This window comes from Microbacterium pollutisoli (assembly GCF_053586795.1).
Genome location: NZ_JBNYWT010000004.1, coordinates 22732 through 41748, shown reverse-complemented (window position 1 = coordinate 41748; position 19017 = coordinate 22732). Strand labels below are relative to the sequence as shown.

Below are 19017 nucleotides of genomic sequence, written 5' to 3'. Positions count from 1 at the left end.
GACGGGGCCATGCTAACAAAACCGGCCGCACGCGGCGCGTCCACGGACGCCGCGATGTCACGGTCCCGCGGCCCTGCGCGGTCAGGGCTCGGGCAGTCCCGGGTCGGCCCCGGGGTCGAAGGGGGCGTCGAGGGAACGGGTGAGCTCTTCGAGCATCGCCGCGATCTGCGGTTCGACGTACTCGCTGACGGCGGCCTGGATGCGCAGCCGGTGGTGGAGCAGGATCGCGCAGATCTCGCGACCGACCATGTTCGCGTAATCGTCGGCGAGGGTGACCTCCTGGCGCAGGGCGGCCTTGGCCTCCTCCGACAGGGGCGGCAGGGCCGGCACCTCGGCGGCGGCCTGCTCGGCCAGGCCCGAGATCGTGAACAGGAACGGCTGCCCCGGCACCGGGTCGGGGTCCAGCGGCATCCCCTCGAACTCGGGGGCGAGGCCCTCGGCCGGCCGGTAGCTGCGCGCCCGGTTGCGCTCGGCCTGCTGGTCGAGCTCGGCCTGCAGCATGGGGAGGTTGCGCGAGGTGTACTCCGCGACGGCGTGGTCGACGATCGTCTTCATGCGGGTGGACAGGCCGTGCTGCACGCCGTGCGGCACGTCGGCGCCGAGCCCGGCGGCCGACAGCACCGGCGATCCGATGCACCGCCGGCACGGGGCGACCCGGCCGCGGTGCGTGGCCGGCTCCCAGCGCGGGAGCCACCGCAGCCAGGCGTCCACCGCCTGGCTGACCTGGGTCTCGATCGACCGCTCCACGGCATCCATTGTTCCGTGTTCCACCCGATCTCGCAGGGATGCCGCTGTCATCGGCGAGGCGCGGGGCGCCCGGCGCGTCAGAGTTCGTCGTCCTCGTCGGACTCCCAGGGCCACCGCGGGCGTTCGGCGCGGGTGCGCACGAGGGCGACACCCACCCAGCCGGCGATGAAGGCGACGACGGCGAGGATGGCGCCGAACCACGACACGATGAAGGCGCCGGCGGCCGCGGCGGCCAGCGCCAGGCTCTCCCCGGCGAACACCGCCCCGAACCACAGGCCCACGAGGTAGGCGAGCACGGCGGCGATCATGACGATCACGGACACCGTGTAGGTGGGCCGCGGGCCGCGCAGGGCGATCAGCAGCACGCCGAGCACGGCGAGGGTCGACAGGCCGGCGGCGACGGCACCGGGAAGGTTGCCCAGCCCCTCGGTGCCGATGACCTCCTGGTCCAGCAGCAGGCTCGCGACGCCGAGCGCCGCGACCAGCAGCGCGAAGAACCCGACCGTGGCCAGCGCGGCGGCCACCGGCGGTCGGATCCCCGGTTGCGACATGTCAGCCCTGGTGCAGCTGCGGACCGGCCTCGAGGGTCCGCTCGTACTCGCGCTGGGCCTCGCGGTTCAGCTCGGTCACGCGGCGACCGCGGGCGGCCACCCAGGCGCCGAACCAGATGGTCAGCTCGCGGCCGATGATGAAGGCGACGATCGCGAGCGGGGCCAGCAGCTGGCTGTCGACGAGGTCGGCGCCCTCCTGGGCGGTGAGCGTCCAGAACGGGGCCTGGAACAGCTGACCGAGCAGGTGTCCGCCGTAGGAGACGGCACCCACGAGCAGGCCGAAGATCACCCAGTAGCCCCAGCGGCCGCGGTTGATGATCGCGCCCAGCAGCCAGAACCCGAGGAAGAAGACGACCACCGGCACCCAGAACCACCACGTGGTCAGGGCGCCGAGGGCCTCCTGGCCGAGGGTGTCGATCGTGATGCTGCCGTCGCCGAGGCCGAAGCCGAGCGCGGCGGCGAGGTACAGCACGCCGAATGACACGGCGGCGAGCAGGCCGATCGCGCCGGCCGCGCCGCGGTTGCCGCGCGGGCGCGGCGCCTCCGGGGCCTGCACGAAGATCGGCTGCGGGGTCGCGTACGCGGTGGCCGGGGCAACCGGTTCGCTCGCGGTGACGGCGTCGCCGGTCGCGGCGGTGCCGGCGGTGGCCGCCCCCGCGTACACGGCGGTGTCGCGCTCGGCGTCGGGCCGGTAGAGCGGTTCGGATGCCGCGGGCTCGGACGCCGCGACGGAGACGTCTTCGGTGGCGGCCGGCTGCGGCTCTGGGGTTCCGGCCGGCTCGGCGGCGGGCGCCGTGGCGGCGGGGACGTAGCCGGCTTCGGCGTAGGCGGCGTCGAGGTCGGCGTCGCTCATCCCGGCGTCGGTGGTGTCGGCCGCGGGGGCGACGGGGGTCTCACCGGTCGCGGCCTTGGCCTCGGCGCGGGTCTGCGGCGTGTCGTCGCCGTCCGCGACGGCCCGGTCACCGGCATCCATCTGGGCGAGTTCTTCGTCGCTCACGGCGTCGCGAGAAGCAGCCTCGGCCTCGGCCAGGCCCTCGTGCGCACGCCCGACGACGTCATCGACCGAGCCGGCGTCCGCCGTGCTGTCGTCGACCGGCTCACCGTACTTGGGGTCGCTCATGCGATGTGCTCCTCACGCGGGGCGATGCGCCGCCGCAGTGCGAGAGTAGCCGCACGCACGCCGCCAGCGCCGCAGGCATGCCGAGTGTCGGCGGCCCCGCCCGGTGCGGGCCGCTTATCGTGGAACGACCATGCCCCGCCTCACACCGCTGCTCGCGCCCTTCGCCCTCGCGGCGGCACTGGTGCTGACCGGGTGCGTGCCGGAGGCCGAACCGACCCCGGAGGTCACCGTCGCCGAACCGGCGCCGACGCCGACGCGCACGACCGCTCCCCCCGAGGCCGGTGACCCCGTGCCGTCGGGACCGGTCATGTCGATGACGGTGCTGCCCACCGACTGCGAGCAGATGCTCGACGACGCGGTGCGCGCGCAGCTGGCCGACGTGCCGCTGAACGACCCGAGCTTCGGCCCGAGCGGCGTGCTGCCCGACCGATCGCTGCGCTGCGTGTGGTCGATGCCCGGGTCGCAGACGACGCGGCTGATCACGACCGTGAACTACGCGCCGGAGCAGCCGGTGCTGGACTACCTCAACGTGCTGATGGCCGACGGGTTCGTCTGCTACGAACCGGCGGGCGGCCTGCGCTGTGAAGCGACGTGGGAGAACGAGACGGCGCCGGTGACCGACGGGCGCACCCTGTTCTATCGCGACGGCGTGCTCATCGACACCCAGTACTCCAACCTGGCGCCGGCCGGATACACGAACGCGATCATCCGGTCACTCTGGCCGGAGGAGTGAGCCCGGCTCACTGCGGGCGCCGGTGAATTCGCCGGGCAGGTGAACGGTGCCGCCCGGCTCAGGACTCGGCGGTCGCGGCGGGCGTCGGCGCGGCGACGAACACCCGGTCGGCGACGCGGCGGGTGTAGTCGGCCGGGTACCACCCGGTCTGCGAGGTCGACAGCCACAGACCCCCACCGGTCTCGATCGTCTCGACGAGGTCGCCGTCTTCACGCACGCAGCGCACCCGCGCGTGGTGCTCGGCGCACTCGAACCCGAGGCCGGGCAGCGCCGCGGTGGCGATGGCCCCGGCATCCGTCGCCACGGCGGCGACCGTCGTGTGGATCTCGCCGCTGTCGCTGATCCAGTCGCACGTCATGCGGACGTCGGGCTGCAGCGCGTCGGTGACCGAGGTGGCGGTGGTGGTCGGGGCGTCGCGCGAGGGCATGAGGACCGAGCCCGGAGTCCAGGTCAGTGACGACCACAGGGCGTCGACGTACAGGTGGCGGCACTCGGCCGGCTCGAACGGGTCGAGATCGTCGACGGTCTCGGCATCGTCGTCGGGCGCGTTCTGCTGTGCGACCCAGTCGACGGTGGCCGGTAGCAGCGGCAACGCGAGGTAGGCCAGGCCCGCGACGACGCCGGCGCACAGCAGACCCACGATCCACGCGAAGACCGCGTTCCTGCCCGCCACTCGTGCCACCCCTTCACCGTACGCGGCCACGCCCCATTCGCCGCGAGCCGCGCCACACCCGCGGCGCTCGCCGCGCCGCAGCCCAGTTGCGCGAGCCGCCTAGCTGCGTACGAGCCGCCTGGCTTCGTACCGCACAAAGGTAGGCGGCCCGCACAGAAGTAGGCGGCTCGCGATCGTGTTGCGCGCTGCACGCGAAGCGCCCGCGGCGCGCGCGGCGGCACGTCCCAGTTACGCGAGCCGCCTAGCTGCGTACGAGCCGCCAGGCTTTGTACCGCACAAAGGTAGGCGGCCCGCACAGAAGTAGGCGGCTCGGCGACAAGGCGGGAGGCGGAGCCGCAGGCGGCGGAGCCGCCGGCTCGCAGAACGACGAAGGCCCCGGACCGTGCGGTCCGGGGCCTTCGCGTCACACGGGGTGACTCAGTTGTACGTGCCGGGCGTGAAGTCGTCCGTCGAGAAGCTGTCGAAGTCGACGTAGCTCAGGTCGGTGTCGCTGTACGCGCCGTCCGAGGCGAAGATGCGGTTGGGGTACCGCTCGCTCTTGGCCTCCTCCGTCGCCTCGACCACGACGTTGCGGTACTTCGCAAGGCCGGTGCCGGCGGGGATGAGCTTTCCGATGATGACGTTCTCCTTGAGGCCCACCAGCGGGTCGGTCTTGCCCTCCATGGCCGCCTGCGTCAGGACGCGGGTGGTCTCCTGGAACGACGCGGCCGACAGCCACGACTCGGTCGCCAGCGATGCCTTGGTGATACCCATCAGCTCGGGGCGACCCGAAGCGGGGCGCTTGCCGGCGGCGACGGACTCACGGTTGATCTGCTGGTAGCGCTTGAAGTCGACCAGCTCACCGGGCAGCAGCGGGGTGTCGCCGTGGTCGACCACGGTGACCTTCCGCAGCATCTGGCGGACGATGACCTCGATGTGCTTGTCGTGGATCGGCACACCCTGCGAGCGGTACACGCCCTGCACGCCGTTGACGAGGTACTTCTGCACCTCGCGGGCGCCCATGACGCGCATGACCTCCTTGGGGTCGAGCGTGCCGACCTGCAGCGGCTGGCCGACGCTCACGTGCTGGCCGTCCTCCACCAGGAGGGTGGCGCGCTTGAGCACCGGGTACACGTGCGGCTCGTCGCCGTTGTCGGGCGTGAGGATCACCTTGCGGGACTTGTCGGTCTCGTCGATGGTGATCCGGCCGTCCGACTCGGCGATCGGGGACGCACCCTTGGGGGTACGCGCCTCGAACAGCTCCTGCACACGGGGCAGACCCTGCGTGATGTCGTCCGCACCGGCGGTACCACCGGTGTGGAAGGTACGCATCGTCAGCTGGGTGCCGGGCTCACCGATCGACTGGGCCGCGATGATGCCGACGGCCTCGCCGATGTCGACGAGCTTGCCGCTGGCCAGCGAACGGCCGTAGCACTTGGCGCAGACGCCGACCGCCGAGTCACAGGTCAGCACCGAGCGGACCTTGATGGTCTCGATGCCGCCGGCGACCAGCTTGTCGATGAGCACGTCGCCCACGTCGTCGCCGGCCGCGGCCAGGACGGTGCCGGACGCGTCGACCACGTCGGCGGCCAGCGTGCGGGCGAACACCGAGTTCTCGACGTTCGCGTCGCGCACCAGCGTGCCGTCGGCAGCCGGGGCGGCGATGACGAACTCGAGGCCCTTGGTGGTCGCGCAGTCCTCCTCGCGGATGATGACATCCTGCGAGACGTCCACCAGGCGTCGGGTCAGGTAACCCGAGTCGGCGGTACGGAGGGCCGTGTCGGCCAGACCCTTACGGGCACCGTGCGTCGCGATGAAGTACTCCGCCACGCTCAGCCCCTCGCGGTACGAGGAGATGATCGGACGCGGGATGATCTCACCCTTCGGGTTGTTCACCAGGCCACGCATACCCGCGATGTTGCGGATCTGCAGCCAGTTACCACGCGCACCCGACGACACCATGCGGTTGATGGTGTTGTCCTCGGGGAAGTTGTCGCGCATCGCCCTCTGGATCTCGTCGGTCGCCTCGGTCCAGATCTTGATGAGCTCCTGACGACGCTCGGCGTCGGTGGTGAGACCCTTCTCGAACTGGCCCTGGACCTTCGCGGCCTGCTTCTCGTAGCCGGCGACGATCTCCGCCTTGTTGGGGGGCGTGAGGATGTCGGACAGCGCCACGGTGACACCCGAACGGGTAGCCCAGTAGAAGCCGGCGTCCTTGATGCGGTCGAGGGATGCCGCGACCTCCACCTTCGGGTACTCCTCGGCCAGCTTGTTGACGATCTGCGACAGCTTGCCCTTGTCGGCCTGGCCGCGCACGAAGGGGTAGCCCTTCGGGAGCGTGTCGTTGAAGATCGCCTGACCCAGCGACGTGTCGACGAGACCGTGGCGCTCGTAGCCCTCGGGGGCTTCGCCCTCGAGGAAGGTCAGACCGGGGATGCGGATGCGGACCTTGGCCTGCAGGTCGAGGGTGCCCTCGTCCTTGGCCAGGATCGCCTCGGCGACCGAACCGAACGCACGACCCTCACCGGTGGCGCCCTCCTTGACCGTGGTCAGGTGGTGCAGACCGATGATCATGTCCTGCGAGGGCAAGGTGACCGGACGGCCGTCCGACGGCTTGAGGATGTTGTTCGACGCGAGCATCAGCACGCGGGCCTCGGCCTGGGCCTCGACCGACAGCGGCAGGTGCACGGCCATCTGGTCACCGTCGAAGTCCGCGTTGAAGGCGGCACACACGAGCGGGTGCAGCTGGATGGCCTTGCCCTCGACGAGCTGCGGCTCGAAGGCCTGGATGCCCAGGCGGTGCAGGGTGGGCGCGCGGTTGAGCAGCACGGGGCGCTCGCGGATGATCTCCTCGAGCACGTCCCACACCTCGGGACGGGTGCGCTCGACGGCACGCTTGGCGGCCTTGATGTTCTGCGAGTGGCCCAGGTCGATCAGGCGCTTGATGACGAACGGCTTGAACAGCTCGAGCGCCATCTGCTTGGGCAGACCGCACTGGTGCAGCTTCAGCTGCGGACCGACGATGATGACCGAACGGCCCGAGTAGTCCACGCGCTTGCCGAGCAGGTTCTGGCGGAACCGGCCCTGCTTGCCCTTCAGCATGTCGGACAGCGACTTGAGCGCACGGTTGCCGGTGCCGGTGACCGGGCGGCCGCGGCGGCCGTTGTCGAACAGCGCGTCGACGGCCTCCTGCAGCATCCGCTTCTCGTTGTTGACGATGATCTCGGGGGCGCCGAGGTCGATCAGGCGACGCAGACGGTTGTTGCGGTTGATCACACGGCGGTACAGGTCGTTCAGGTCGCTGGTGGCGAAGCGGCCACCGTCGAGCTGGACCATCGGACGCAGCTCCGGCGGGATCACCGGGACGACGTCCAGAACCATGGATGCCGGGGTCATGCCGGTCTGCAGGAACGAGTTGACGACCTTCAGGCGCTTGATCGCACGGATCTTGCGCTGGCCCTTGCCCTCGGAGATCTGCAGGTGCAGCGACTCGGCCTCGGCGGCCAGGTCGAACGACTCGAGGCGACGCTTGATCGACTCGGCGCCCATGTACGCCTCGAAGTACTGGCCGAAGCGGTCCTGCAGCTCCTGGAAGACGTCGTCCTCCTGCTTGAGCTGGCCGACCTCGAGCGTGCGGAACTCCTCCCACATGCGCTCGAGCTTGGCGATCTGCTCGTCAGATCCCTTGCGGATCTGCGTCATCTCCTTCTCGGCGGCGTCCTTGACCTTCTTCTTCTGGTCGGCCTTGGCGCCTTCCTCCTCGAGCGCGGCCAGCTCCTCCTCCAGCTTCTGGAGGCGGGCTGCGACCTTCGCGTCGCGGCGGTCGCCGAGGTTCTTGATCTCCAGGCGCAGGTTGGCCTCGTGGGTCGGCAGGTCGCGGTGGCGCGCTTCCTCGTCGACCGAGATCACCATGTAGGCGGCGAAGTAGATGACCTTCTCGAGGTCCTTCGGCGCCATGTCGAGCAGGTAGCCCAGGCGCGAGGGCACGCCCTTGAAGTACCAGATGTGGGTGACGGGGGCGGCCAGCTCGATGTGACCCATCCGCTCGCGGCGGACGGAACTCTTGGTGACCTCCACGCCACAGCGCTCGCAGACGATGCCCTTGAAGCGGACACGCTTGTACTTGCCGCAGGCGCACTCCCAGTCCCGCGAGGGGCCGAAGATCTGCTCGCCGAACAGACCGTCCTTCTCGGGCTTGAGGGTGCGGTAGTTGATGGTCTCGGGCTTCTTGACCTCGCCGTACGACCAACGACGGATGTCGTCGGCGGTGGCCAGACCGATGCGAAGCTCATCGAAAGTGGTTGACTCGAGCACTCGTTCTCCTGTGTCTCAAAAAAATCTGTCGCGTCGGCCTGGTTCAGATCTCGTCGATCGACGAGGACTCGAACCGGGTGGAGATGTTGATGCCGAGCTCTTCCGCCGCGCGGAAAGCCTCGTCATCCGTGTCGCGGAGGTTGACCGCCGTGCCGTCGGCGCCGAGGACCTCGACGTTCAGGCAGAGCGACTGCATCTCCTTCATGAGCACCTTGAAGGACTCGGGGATGCCGGGCTCCTGGATGTTCTCGCCCTTGACGATGGCCTCGTACACCTTGACGCGACCCACGATGTCGTCGGACTTGATCGTGAGCAGCTCCTGCAGCGCGTACGCGGCACCGTAGGCCTCGAGGGCCCACACCTCCATCTCACCGAAGCGCTGGCCGCCGAACTGCGCCTTACCACCGAGCGGCTGCTGGGTGATCATCGAGTACGGACCGGTCGAACGCGCGTGGATCTTGTCGTCCACGAGGTGGTGCAGCTTCAGGATGTACATGTAGCCGACCGAGATCGGAGCCGGGAACGGCTCGCCGGAGCGGCCGTCGAACAGCTGCGTCTTGCCGCTGGAGTCGATCAGGCGGTCGCCGTCACGGGTCGGGAGCGTCGAGTCGAGCAGACCCGCGATCTCCGACTCGAAGGCACCGTCGAACACCGGCGTGGCGACCTTGGTGCCCGGGGCGCCCTCACGCGCCTCCTCGGGCAGGTCGGCGGCCCACTCGGGGTTGCCCTCGACCTTCCAGCCCTGCTTGGCGATCCACCCGAGGTGGGTCTCCAGCACCTGGCCGAAGTTCATGCGGCCGGGGATGCCGAGCGGGTTGAGCACGACGTCGACGGGGGTGCCGTCGGCGAGGAAGGGCATGTCCTCGACGGGGAGGATCTTCGCGATGACACCCTTGTTGCCGTGACGGCCGGCGAGCTTGTCACCCTCGGTGATCTTGCGCTTCTGGGCGATGTAGACCACGACGCGACGGTTGACGCCCGAGCCCAGCTCGTCGTCGCCGTCCTCGGCGTTGAACTCCTTGACGGCGATGATCGTGCCCTCTTCACCGTGGGGCACCTTCAGCGACGTGTCGCGGACTTCGCGGCTCTTCTCGTTGAAGATCGCGCGCAGCAGGCGCTCCTCGGCGCTCAGCTCGGTCTCACCCTTGGGCGTGACCTTGCCGACGAGGATGTCACCGGGACGCACCTCGGCACCGATGCGGACGATGCCGCGCTCGTCGAGGTCCTTCAGCAGGTCGGGGCTGACGTTGGGGAGGTCACGGGTGATCTCCTCCTTGCCGAGCTTCGTGTCCCGGGCATCCACCTCGTACTCCTCGATGTGGATCGAGGAGAGCGTGTCGTTCTTGACGAGCTCCTGGCTGAGGATGATGGCGTCCTCGAAGTTGTGGCCCTCCCACGTCATGAACGCGACGAGGAGGTTCTTGCCGAGCGCCAGCTCGCCGTTCTCCGTCGACGGGCCGTCGGCGATGACCTCCCCAACCTCGACGCGCTCACCGGCCGAGACCACGACGCGCTGGTTGTACGAGGTGCCCTGGTTGGAGCGGTCGAACTTGCGCAGGAAGTAGTCCTGCGTGCCGCCCTCGTCGAGCTGGACGGTGACCACGTCGGCCGAGACCTCGGTGACCACACCGGCCTTGTCGGCGGTGATGACGTCACCGGCGTCGATCGCGGCGTAGCCCTCCATACCGGTGCCGACCACGGGCGACTCGCTGCGCAGCAGCGGCACCGCCTGACGCTGCATGTTGGCACCCATGAGGGCGCGGTTCGCGTCGTCGTGCTCGAGGAAGGGGATGAGGGAGGTCGCCACCGACACCATCTGGCGCGGGGAGACGTCCATGTAGCCGATCTCGTCGACCGGGAACAGGTCGACCTCGCCGCCCTGGCCGCGACGGGCCAGCACGCGCTCGGCCGTGAACGAACCGTCCGCGGTGAGCTCGGCGCCGGCCTGGGCGACGATGTAGTCGCTCTCCTCCGACGCGGTGAGGTAGTCGATCTGCTCGGTGACCTTGCCGCCGACGACCTTGCGGTACGGCGTCTCGATGAAGCCGAACGCGTTGATGCGCGCGAACGACGCGAGCGAGCCGATCAGGCCGATGTTCGGACCTTCCGGCGTCTCGATCGGGCACATGCGGCCGTAGTGCGACGGGTGGACGTCACGGACCTCGACGCCGGCGCGCTCACGCGACAGACCGCCGGGGCCCAGCGCCGACAGGCGGCGCTTGTGGGTCAGACCGGCCAGCGGGTTGTTCTGGTCCATGAACTGCGACAGCTGCGAGGTGCCGAAGAACTCCTTGATCGCGGCCACGACCGGGCGCACGTTGATCAGGGTCTGCGGCGTGATCGCCTCGATGTCCTGCGTGGTCATGCGCTCGCGGACGACGCGCTCCATGCGCGACAGACCGGTGCGGACCTGGTTCTGGATCAGCTCGCCGACCGCGCGGATGCGGCGGTTGCCGAAGTTGTCGATGTCGTCGACGTCGAGACGGATCTCGGCCGGCTTGCCGCCGCGGACGCCCTCGTACGACGTGTCGCCGCGGTGCAGGCGAACCAGGTACTTGATGGTCGCGACGATGTCCTCGACGGTCAGCACCGAGTCGGTGAGCGGAACGTCGACGCCGAGCTTCTGGTTGATCTTGTACCGACCGACCTTGGCCAGGTCGTAGCGCTTCGGGTTGAAGTAGAAGTTGTCCAGCAGCGCACGCGCGGCCTCGGCGGCCACCTGCTCGCCCGGACGGAGCTTGCGGTAGATGTCGCGGAGCGCGTCCTCCTTGGAGAGGATCGTGTCCTTGCTCAGGGTGTCTTCGATCGACTCGATGCCGGCGAACTCGGCGAGGATGTCCTCGCTGGTCAGGCCGAGGGCCTTGAGGAAGACCGTGACCGACTGCTTGCGCTTGCGGTCGATGCGCACGCCCACCTGGTCGCGCTTGTCGATCTCGAACTCGAGCCAGGCGCCGCGCGAGGGGATGATGCGCGCCGAGACGATGTCCTTGTCACTGGTCTTGTCGGGGGTCTTGTCGAAGTAGACACCCGGCGAGCGCACGAGCTGCGACACGACGACGCGCTCGGTGCCGTTGATGATGAACGTGCCCTTGGCGGTCTGGAGCGGGAAGTCGCCCATGAAGACCGTCTGGGTCTTGATCTCACCGGTGAGGTGGTTCATGAACTCGGCCTCGACGTACAGCGGGGCGGCGTAGGTCTTGCCGCGCTCCTTGCACTCCTCGATCGAGTACTTCTCCGGCTCGAGGTACGGGTTCGTGAACGAGAGCTGCATGGTCTCGCCGAGGTCCTCGATCGGCGAGATCTCCTCGAAGATCTCCTCGAGGCCGCTCACGGTGGGGACATCGGTGCGGCCCGCGGCCTGAGCCTCGGCGAGGCGGGCCTTCCAGGCGTCGTTGCCGACGAGCCAGTCGAACGACTCCGTCTGCAGCGCGAGGAGGTCGGGGACCTCCAGCGTGTCGGAGATCTTGGCGAAGGACGTGCGGGAGACCCCGCGGCCGTTCTTCTTGGTGGTGGAATTGGTTGCGTTGGGCGCAGCAGCCAAGGGATTACCTCCATGAGCCCGGGCAGGGCTGGTTTCCTTGTCGTCAGGTGGAGTGCTCCCGGATCCGAACACCTGCATCACGCGCCGTCGCGGGGCGACGGGGCGCAGGCACAAGCCGACCACCATATGAAGGCAAGGGGGAAGGGAGCGCAACTACCCACTATAGACCGCGCGACGCGCCATGGCAAGCGGGATCCTTGACGAGTTTCGGCTGCTGAGGTATAAGACGCGCGGGACGGCCGGTACGGCGTGTGCCGAGCGGCCCGTACGGCCGGATGCGGGGGGCCGTAAGGCAGGACGCGGGCGGCCTGTACGGCAGGATCGAGGCATGGTGACGACGTTGCGGCCCTGGCATCCCGGCGATGCGACCGCGTTGTGGGAAGCCGTGGCATCCACCCCCGACCTGGACCGGCAGTTCGGCGGATGGCGTCCGGAGTCGGTCGAGGACTGCGTGGATTTCATCGGACAGCACCTGGTGATGTCGCCGCAGACGGAGAACTGGGCCATCAGCGTCGACGGTCGGGCCGTGGGGCACGCGGGCATCAGCGCGATCGAGCACCGGCATGACAGCGGGTGGGTGTACTACTGGCTCGCGACCGGCGCACGCGGGCGGGGACTCGCGACGCGCGCGCTGGCCACACTCGCGATGCGGGCGTTCGACGATCTCGGACTCTTCCGGCTCGAGCTGGCGCACCGCGTGAACAATCCGGCCTCGTGCGCGGTCGCGCTACGGGCGGGCTTCGCCGTCGAGGGCGTCGAACGACAGAAGCTGCGCTACGACGGCGAGCGCTTCGACACCGAGACGCACGCGCGGCTGCGCACCGATCCCGTGCCGGAGGTCCAACTGCTGCCGTTCGCGGACTGACCCGGAGCCCGGGTGCCGCCGTGAGTCCAGGATTCCAGCACGAGTCGGCGGTGCCGACGTGGTGTCTCACCGTGGATGCCGGGACTGGACAGACGGGCCGAAGGTGCTCGGCGTGCGGACCCCGACGTGTCAGATCACGGGGCGGGCGTGGCGGAAGCGGATGCGGGTGCCCGGCCGTGCCTGGGCGAGGGCGTCGCGCGTCGGGTCGCTGGCCACGGCGATGACGGGATAGCCGCCGGTCACGGGGGCGTCGGGGCCGAAGATCACCGGTTGCCCGCTCGGTGGCACTTGGATCGCACCCGGCAGCATGCCCTCACTGGGCAGCTCGCGGGCGTCGGCCCGGGGCAGCGCAGGGCCGTCCAGCCGGATGCCGACGCGATCGGCCTGGTGGGACACGGTCCACTCGATGTCGAACAGGGCGTCGCGGGCGACGGGCGTGAACCAGTCCGCACGGGGACCCGGCGCCAGCTCGAGTTCGATGAGGTCGTCGGCCGGCGGACCCCACGGATGCAGGACTTCGACCGGGATCGGTCCCGTCGCCGCATCGCCCAGTCGCAGGATGTCGCCTGCGGCCAGGGGCGCCGGTCCGAGGCCGGACATCGTGTCGGTCGCGCGCGATCCGGCCGCGGCGGGCACGTCGAAGCCGCCGCGCACGGCGAGATACCCGCGGGCGCCGTGCGCGAACCAGTCGATGTGCAGTTCGGCGCCCGCCGGCCATTCATGCGCCTCGTAGGGGTCGACCTCGCGGCCGCCCAGGCGGATCGGCCCCCACGCGCCGGTGACGGCACACCACAGGTCGCGCTGCGCGACGGCGCGAAATCCGCCCATCGTGATCTCGATGCCCGCCGCGTGCTCGTCGTTTCCCACCAGGCGGTGGGCGGTGCGCAGGGCGGCGCGGTCGGCCGCACCCGACAGGGCGATCCCCTCCGCGGCGTGGCCGGGTCGCCCCTGGTCCTGCACGGTCGCCCGCAGCCCCGGCTCGACGACCCGCAGCGCCGCCGCCCCGCTGTGGGGCCCACCCTCCCCGCGAGAGAACAACTGCGCGCCGAAAGCGTGGGTATCACCCGTTCTCTCGCCCTCCCGTTGTTCTCTCGCCGGAGTGGTGGGGTTCGCACCGGCCGTCGGGACGAGCGCGGGAGTGGCGGGGGTCGCACCGGTCGGCCGGCCGCCCGCGGCGCCGGCGGCGGCGGGGCGGGTGGGGCGGAAGCGCACGCGCGCCCCGGGGGTCAGCAGCGCCGGCTGGGCGGCGGCGGGATCGAACAGGGTGGCCGCGGTCGTGCCGATGAGCTGCCATCCGCCCGGGGTGTCCCGCGGGTAGGCACCGCTGAACTCCCCCGCGAGCCCCACGGCGCCGGCCGGCACCCGGGTGCGCGGACTGGCCCGGCGCGGCACGTCGAACGGCCAGTCGTCGCTGACCAGGTATCCGAACCCCGGCGCGAATCCGGTGAAGGCCACCGTCCACACCGCCGCGGCATGCCGCTCGACGAGTTCCTCGGGCGTCACCCCCACCAGCGCGGCCGTCTCGGCGAGATCCGCGCCGTCGTACACGACCGGCAGGTCGACGACCGCGGCCTGCGCACCGCCCGACGGCGGTCGGGGCGCGGCGACCCCGGCATCCACCCACGCGCGGGCCGCCACCAGGGGCAGCGCGACAGGGTCGACGTGCACGAGCACCGTGCGCGCGGCAGGCACCAGGTCCACCACCCCCTCCGGCATGGATGCCGCGAGGCGGCCGTGCAGGTCGAGAACAGCGTCGAGCGCGTCGACCTCGAGCAGCAGCGCGCGATCGCCGAACGGCAGGATGCGGGGCGTCATGGCGGTGTCCTCACTCACCCGCACCGGATCACCACGGCGCCCGCACCTCCACGCCGGCGGCGTCGAGCGCTGCGCGCACCGCGCGGGCCATGGCCACCGCGCCGGGAGAGTCGCCGTGCACGCACAGCGATGCCGCCCGGACGGCGACCTCAGCACCCTCGGACGTGGTCACGACGCCGTCGGTCGCCAGGCGCACCGCGCGGGCGGCGACCTCCTCCGGGTCGTGGAGCAGCGCGTCGGGCCGACCGCGCGGCACGAGTGAGCCGTCGGCGAGGTACCCCCGGTCGAGGAACGCCTCGCGGCGGAACGGCAGTCCGCGGGTCTGCGCCGCCCGCTCGATCGCGCCGCCGAGGCCGAGGACCGGCAGGGCCCGGCCCAGGTGTCCGGAGATGTCGGCGACGGCCGACGCCACGGCATCCGCCGCGCGCGCGTCGCCGACGACCGAGTGGTAGAGCGCGCCGTGCGGCTTGACGTAGCGCAGGTCGGCTCCGGCATCCATGAGGGCACGCAGCTGCGCCCGCACCTGGTCGCGCAGGACGCCCGGGTCGACCGCCTGCGCGACGCGGCCGAACCCCGCTGGATCGACGAACGACGGGTGCGCTCCGACCGCCACGCCGAACCGCCGGGCACGATCGACGGCTTCGCGCATGGACGCGGTGTCGCCGGCGTGGCCGCCCGCGGCGACCGAGGCGCTGGAGATGACCGCGAACATGGCCTCGTCGTCGGCGGTGGGCACCCCGTCGACGGTCTCGCCGAGGTCGGCGTTGAGGTCGATCGTCACCATATCGCCACGGTACCCGGCGCGGCGCCCGGCTGGATCCGGACGAGGCGACGGCGCAACGCCCGGCGGGACCCGGAGGGGGCACCGCCGCGTCACGAGTGCATAAAGACCACGGCGCGGGCCATGCGCACGGCGGCGCGAGCAGGCAGGATGGTCGCATGCCGATCGAGACCCGCCCCGCCACTGCGACGCCCCTGCTCCAGGTGCGCGACATGGCGGTCGACTTCCACACGCTCGAGGGACCCGTCCACGCCGTCGAGGGCGTCGACCTGGAGATCGGCGCGGGCGAGACCGTCGCGATCGTCGGCGAATCCGGGTCGGGCAAGTCGACCACGGCGATGGCGATCATCGGGCTGCTGCCCGGCAACGGCAAGGTCGTGCGCGGCAGCATCACCCTCGAAGGCCAGGAGCTGGTGGGCGCCCCCGAGTCCCGCATGCGCATGATCCGCGGCGGCCTCATCGGGCTCGTGCCGCAGGACCCGATGTCGAACCTCAACCCGGTCTCGAAGATCGGCACCCAGGTCGCCGAGACGCTGCTCGCGCACGGCCTGGCCACCCGCAAGGACGTCGACCGCAAGGTCGTCGAGACCCTCGCCGCCGCCGGCCTGCCCGACGCCGCCGAGCGCGCCAAGCAGTACCCGCACGAGTTCTCCGGCGGCATGCGCCAGCGCGCGCTCATCGCGATCGGCCTGGCCTGCAACCCGCGCCTCCTCATCGCCGACGAGCCCACCAGCGCCCTCGACGTCACGGTGCAGAAGACGATCCTCGACCAGCTCGGCCGCATGACCCACGACCTCGGCACCTCCGTGCTGCTGATCACCCACGACCTGGGCCTGGCCGCCGAGCGTGCCGCGCGCGTGGTCGTCATGCACCGCGGCCGCATCGTCGAGCAGGGGCCGGCGCGCCAGATCCTCGAGGACCCGCAGCATCCGTACACGCAGTCGCTGGTGAAGGCGGCCCCGTCGGTCGCCGCCGCACGCCTGCGCCCCGAAGCCTTCGAGAAGGTGGATGCCGCGGCACCCACCCCGGCGGTCGACAACATCGTCGAGGTCGAGAACCTCACCAAGATCTACAAGATCCGGGGCAAGAAGGAGGACTTCGCGGCGGTCAAGGACGTGTCGTTTGCGATCCCGCGCGGGAAGACCGTCGCGATCGTGGGCGAGTCCGGGTCGGGCAAGACGACCACGGCGCGCATGCTGCTGAAGGTCATCGAGCCGACCGAGGGCGCCATGCGCTTCGAGGGGCAGGATGTCGCCGGGCTCAAGGGCAAGGCGCTGCGGGAGTTCCGCCAGAAGGTGCAGCCGATCTTCCAGGACCCCTACTCGTCGCTGAACCCCATGTTCACTATCGAGCGGATCATCGCCGAGCCCCTCGAGTTCTACAAGCGCGGGTCGGCGAAGGACCGTGCCCGGCGCGTGCGCGCGCTGCTGGACGACGTGGCGCTGCCGCAGTCGATGCTGCGCCGCTACCCGTCCGAGCTGTCAGGCGGCCAGCGGCAGCGCGTCGCGATCGCGCGCGCCCTGGCTTTGAATCCCGACCTCATCGTGTGCGACGAGCCGGTGTCGGCCCTCGACGTGCTCGTGCAGGACCAGATCCTGACCCTGCTGCGCGACCTGCAGACCGAATACGGGTTGAGCTACCTGTTCATCTCGCACGACCTGGCCGTGGTGCGCCTGATCTCGGACTACGTGTGCGTCATGAAGGACGGCGCGCTGGTGGAGGCGGCCACCGGCGAGGAGATCTTCACCAACCCGCGCGACCCGTACACGCGTAAGCTCCTCGCCTCGATCCCCGGCAACGAACTCGACATCGCGGTCTGAGCCGCGTCACCGACGCCGGCAGCCGCGACACCCCGGCAGCCGCATCACCGCCGGCAGCCGCGACACCCCGACAGGTCAGCGCGCGCGGGTGCGCGGGTCCATCGCCTCGCGCAGCGCCTCACCGAACAGGGTGAAGCCCAGGGCGGTGATCGAGATGCAGATGCCGGGGAAGAACGCGAGCCAGGGCGCGATGGCGAGCTCGGCCTGCGCATAGGTGAGCATGCGGCCCCATTCGGCCGTCTCGGGGCGGCCGCCGCCGAGGCCCAGGAACGACAGCGCGGCCGCGTCGATGACCGCCGTGGCCAGCGACAGCGTGCCCTGCACGATGACGGGGCCGATCGCGTTGGGCAGCACGTGGCTCATCGTGATCTTGCCGCGGCCCAGGCCCAGTGTCATCGCCGACAGGACATAGTCGCTCGACCGCTGCTGCAGCATCGAGGCGCGCAGCAGGCGGGCGAAGATCGGCACCTGCGAGGCCCCGATCGCGATCATCACCGCGAGCTGCGACTGCCCGAGGATCGCGGCGATCGAGACGGCCAGCAGCAGGTTCGGCACCGAGAGCAGGATGTCGACGACGCGCATGACGAGGTTGTCGACCCAGCCGCCGAAGGCGCCGGCCAGCAGGCCCAGCAGCATGCCGCCCAGCAGGCCGAACGCCGTGGAGACGACGCCGATCATGAGCGACGCCTGCGCACCCCAGATGAGCTTGGAGAGAACGTCGCCACCGAAGCGGTCGAGCCCCAGCGGGAACTGCGCGAGCTCGCCCGGCCCGGGAATGTGCGTCGGGGTGACGTAGCGGGCGCCCGGCAGCGCGGTCTCGGCGTACGGCGCCAGCCAGGGGGCGCACACCGCGATGACCACGAAGACGAAGACGATGGCCGCGCCGATCCACGCGGTGGGGTTGCGGCGCAGCCGCCGGAACGTGTCGCTCCAGAAGCCGCCGCCCGATCCGGACACGGTCGCCGACGCCTGGTCGACGACGGCGTCCTCGGTCGGGCCGCCGCCGGGTGCGGGAGGAAGAACGGAAGAGCTCACGACACCCTCACTCTCGGGTCGATGAAGCTGTAGGACACGTCCACCAGCAGGTTGATGAGCGCGTAGGTGATGGCGATCAGGATGATGAACCCCTGCAGCACGGGGAAGTCGCGCGAGAAGATCGCCCGGTACAGGAACGAGCCGATGCCCGGGAAGGCGAACACCGTCTCGGTGAGGATCGCGCCGGCCAGCAGCAGCCCGGCCTGCAGACCGATCGTGGTGACCACCGGCAGCAGGGCGTTGCGCAGGATGAACCGGCCGCGCAGCGTCTGCTGCGAGATGCCCTTGGCCTTGCCGGTGCGCACGTAGTCGGCGTTCTGCACCTCAAGCACCGAAGCGCGGGTGATGCGCACGATGATCGCCAGTGGGATCGTGGCCAGCGCCAGCCCCGGCAGGATCAAGTGCAGGAAGGCGTCCCACGCGGCATCCCATTCACCGGTGAGGATGCCGTCCAGCACGTAGAAGTTCGTGTAGTGCGTCGCGTCGATGCGCGGGTCCTGCCGGCCGTCCGAGGGCAGCCACCCCAGCTGCACGGCGAACACGTACTTGAGGATGAACGCGAGGAAGAACACCGGGATGGTGATGCCGACGAGGCTGAACACGACCGCCGCGTGGTCGCTGAAGCGCCCGTGCCGGCGCGCGGCCCAGTAGCCCAGCGGCACGCCGACCCCGACCGCGACGATGAGCGCGAACACCGACAGCTCGACCGTGGCGGGGAAGCGGCGGAGGAACTCGTCCAGCACCGGGCGCCCGGTCTGCAGCGAGGTGCCGAAGTCGCCGACCAGCAGCCGGCTCATCCAGGTGAAGTACTGCTGCAGGATCGGCTGGTTGAAGCCGTACAGCTCGTTGATGCGCTCGATCGCCTCGGGGGTGGCCTTCTCGCCCAGCAGCGCGACGGCCGGCCCGCCGGGCAGGGCACGCACCCAGAGGAAAAGGAGGATGCTCAGCCCCAGGAGCGTGGGGATGAGCAGCAGGAGCCTTTTTCCGATGGTTCGCAGCACAGAGTCATTCTCTCCGACGTCGGGTGTGCGGTGCGGGACGAG

At 70.4% G+C, this 19017-nt stretch carries 13 protein-coding genes; 3 read left to right on the top strand and 10 right to left on the bottom strand.

What is annotated here, in order from left to right; translation table 11 throughout:
• Nucleotides 1–81: 81 nt before the first annotated feature.
• From ACQ143_RS10070 to ACQ143_RS10060, 3 genes are all read right to left on the bottom strand, one after another.
• Complete coding sequence (locus ACQ143_RS10070; protein ID WP_449570850.1) at nucleotides 82–747, bottom strand: spermidine/putrescine ABC transporter substrate-binding protein; 666 nt, start codon at nucleotides 745–747, stop codon at nucleotides 82–84.
• 77 nt (nucleotides 748–824) lie between these two features.
• Nucleotides 825–1298, bottom strand: a complete 474-nt coding sequence (locus ACQ143_RS10065; protein ID WP_449570560.1) for a hypothetical protein — start codon at nucleotides 1296–1298, stop codon at nucleotides 825–827.
• A 1-nt stretch (nucleotide 1299) separates the two neighbouring features.
• Complete coding sequence (locus ACQ143_RS10060) at nucleotides 1300–2418, bottom strand: ABC transporter (RefSeq protein WP_449570559.1); 1119 nt, start codon at nucleotides 2416–2418, stop codon at nucleotides 1300–1302.
• A gap of 130 nt (nucleotides 2419–2548) precedes the next feature.
• Here ACQ143_RS10060 and ACQ143_RS10055 point away from each other — a divergent pair, with 130 nt between their 5' ends.
• A complete protein-coding gene (locus ACQ143_RS10055) occupies nucleotides 2549–3151 on the top strand; it encodes a hypothetical protein (protein ID WP_449570558.1) in 603 nt (200 codons plus the stop codon).
• Between the two features lie 58 nt (nucleotides 3152–3209).
• Here the strand turns inward: ACQ143_RS10055 and ACQ143_RS10050 are convergent, their stop codons facing one another.
• From ACQ143_RS10050 to rpoB, 3 genes are all read right to left on the bottom strand, one after another.
• Entirely contained in the window at nucleotides 3210–3833 is a 624-nt protein-coding gene (locus ACQ143_RS10050; protein WP_449570557.1) for a hypothetical protein, read from the bottom strand.
• 408 nt (nucleotides 3834–4241) lie between these two features.
• Nucleotides 4242–8117: a DNA-directed RNA polymerase subunit beta' gene (locus tag ACQ143_RS10045; protein WP_449570556.1), complete on the bottom strand. Its 3876-nt coding sequence runs from the start codon at nucleotides 8115–8117 to the stop codon at nucleotides 4242–4244.
• 43 nt (nucleotides 8118–8160) lie between these two features.
• On the bottom strand, nucleotides 8161–11658 hold the full coding sequence (gene rpoB / locus ACQ143_RS10040) for a DNA-directed RNA polymerase subunit beta (protein ID WP_449570555.1): 3498 nt from the start codon (nucleotides 11656–11658) through the stop codon (nucleotides 8161–8163).
• Nucleotides 11659–11986: 328 nt separating this feature from the next.
• Between rpoB and ACQ143_RS10035 the strand changes: the two genes are divergently transcribed.
• Entirely contained in the window at nucleotides 11987–12523 is a 537-nt protein-coding gene (locus ACQ143_RS10035; protein ID WP_449570554.1) for a GNAT family N-acetyltransferase, read from the top strand.
• A 129-nt stretch (nucleotides 12524–12652) separates the two neighbouring features.
• On the opposite strand, the gene ACQ143_RS10030 is transcribed toward ACQ143_RS10035, so the two are convergent.
• Nucleotides 12653–14338 (bottom strand): 5-oxoprolinase subunit B/C family protein, encoded by a 1686-nt coding sequence (locus tag ACQ143_RS10030; protein ID WP_449570553.1) that lies wholly within the window; start codon nucleotides 14336–14338, stop codon nucleotides 12653–12655.
• A gap of 28 nt (nucleotides 14339–14366) precedes the next feature.
• Nucleotides 14367–15122: a 5-oxoprolinase subunit PxpA gene (locus ACQ143_RS10025; protein ID WP_449570552.1), complete on the bottom strand. Its 756-nt coding sequence runs from the start codon at nucleotides 15120–15122 to the stop codon at nucleotides 14367–14369.
• A 155-nt stretch (nucleotides 15123–15277) separates the two neighbouring features.
• Between ACQ143_RS10025 and ACQ143_RS10020 the strand changes: the two genes are divergently transcribed.
• Nucleotides 15278–16939 carry an ABC transporter ATP-binding protein gene (locus ACQ143_RS10020; RefSeq protein ID WP_449570551.1) on the top strand — a complete coding sequence of 554 codons (1662 nt, stop codon included), beginning with the start codon at nucleotides 15278–15280 and terminating at the stop codon, nucleotides 16937–16939.
• Between the two features lie 75 nt (nucleotides 16940–17014).
• On the opposite strand, the gene ACQ143_RS10015 is transcribed toward ACQ143_RS10020, so the two are convergent.
• Nucleotides 17015–17974: an ABC transporter permease gene (locus ACQ143_RS10015; protein WP_449570550.1), complete on the bottom strand. Its 960-nt coding sequence runs from the start codon at nucleotides 17972–17974 to the stop codon at nucleotides 17015–17017.
• Nucleotides 17971–18975, bottom strand: a complete 1005-nt coding sequence (locus ACQ143_RS10010) for an ABC transporter permease (RefSeq protein WP_449570549.1) — start codon at nucleotides 18973–18975, stop codon at nucleotides 17971–17973. The genes ACQ143_RS10015 and ACQ143_RS10010 overlap by 4 nt, the downstream gene beginning before the upstream one ends.
• Nucleotides 18976–19017 lie beyond the last annotated feature (42 nt).

Bases quoted from the DNA above. Each gene is read 5' to 3' on its own strand.
- ACQ143_RS10065 (WP_449570560.1), bottom strand. From the start codon at position 1,298: ATGTCGCAACCGGGGATCCGACCGCCGGTGGCCGCCGCGCTGGCCACG.
- ACQ143_RS10060 (WP_449570559.1), bottom strand. From the start codon at position 2,418: ATGAGCGACCCCAAGTACGGTGAGCCGGTCGACGACAGCACGGCGGAC.
- ACQ143_RS10055 (WP_449570558.1), top strand. From the start codon at position 2,549: ATGCCCCGCCTCACACCGCTGCTCGCGCCCTTCGCCCTCGCGGCGGCA.
- ACQ143_RS10035 (WP_449570554.1), top strand. From the start codon at position 11,987: ATGGTGACGACGTTGCGGCCCTGGCATCCCGGCGATGCGACCGCGTTG.
- ACQ143_RS10030 (WP_449570553.1), bottom strand. From the start codon at position 14,338: ATGACGCCCCGCATCCTGCCGTTCGGCGATCGCGCGCTGCTGCTCGAG.
- ACQ143_RS10025 (WP_449570552.1), bottom strand. From the start codon at position 15,122: ATGGTGACGATCGACCTCAACGCCGACCTCGGCGAGACCGTCGACGGG.
- ACQ143_RS10020 (WP_449570551.1), top strand. From the start codon at position 15,278: ATGCCGATCGAGACCCGCCCCGCCACTGCGACGCCCCTGCTCCAGGTG.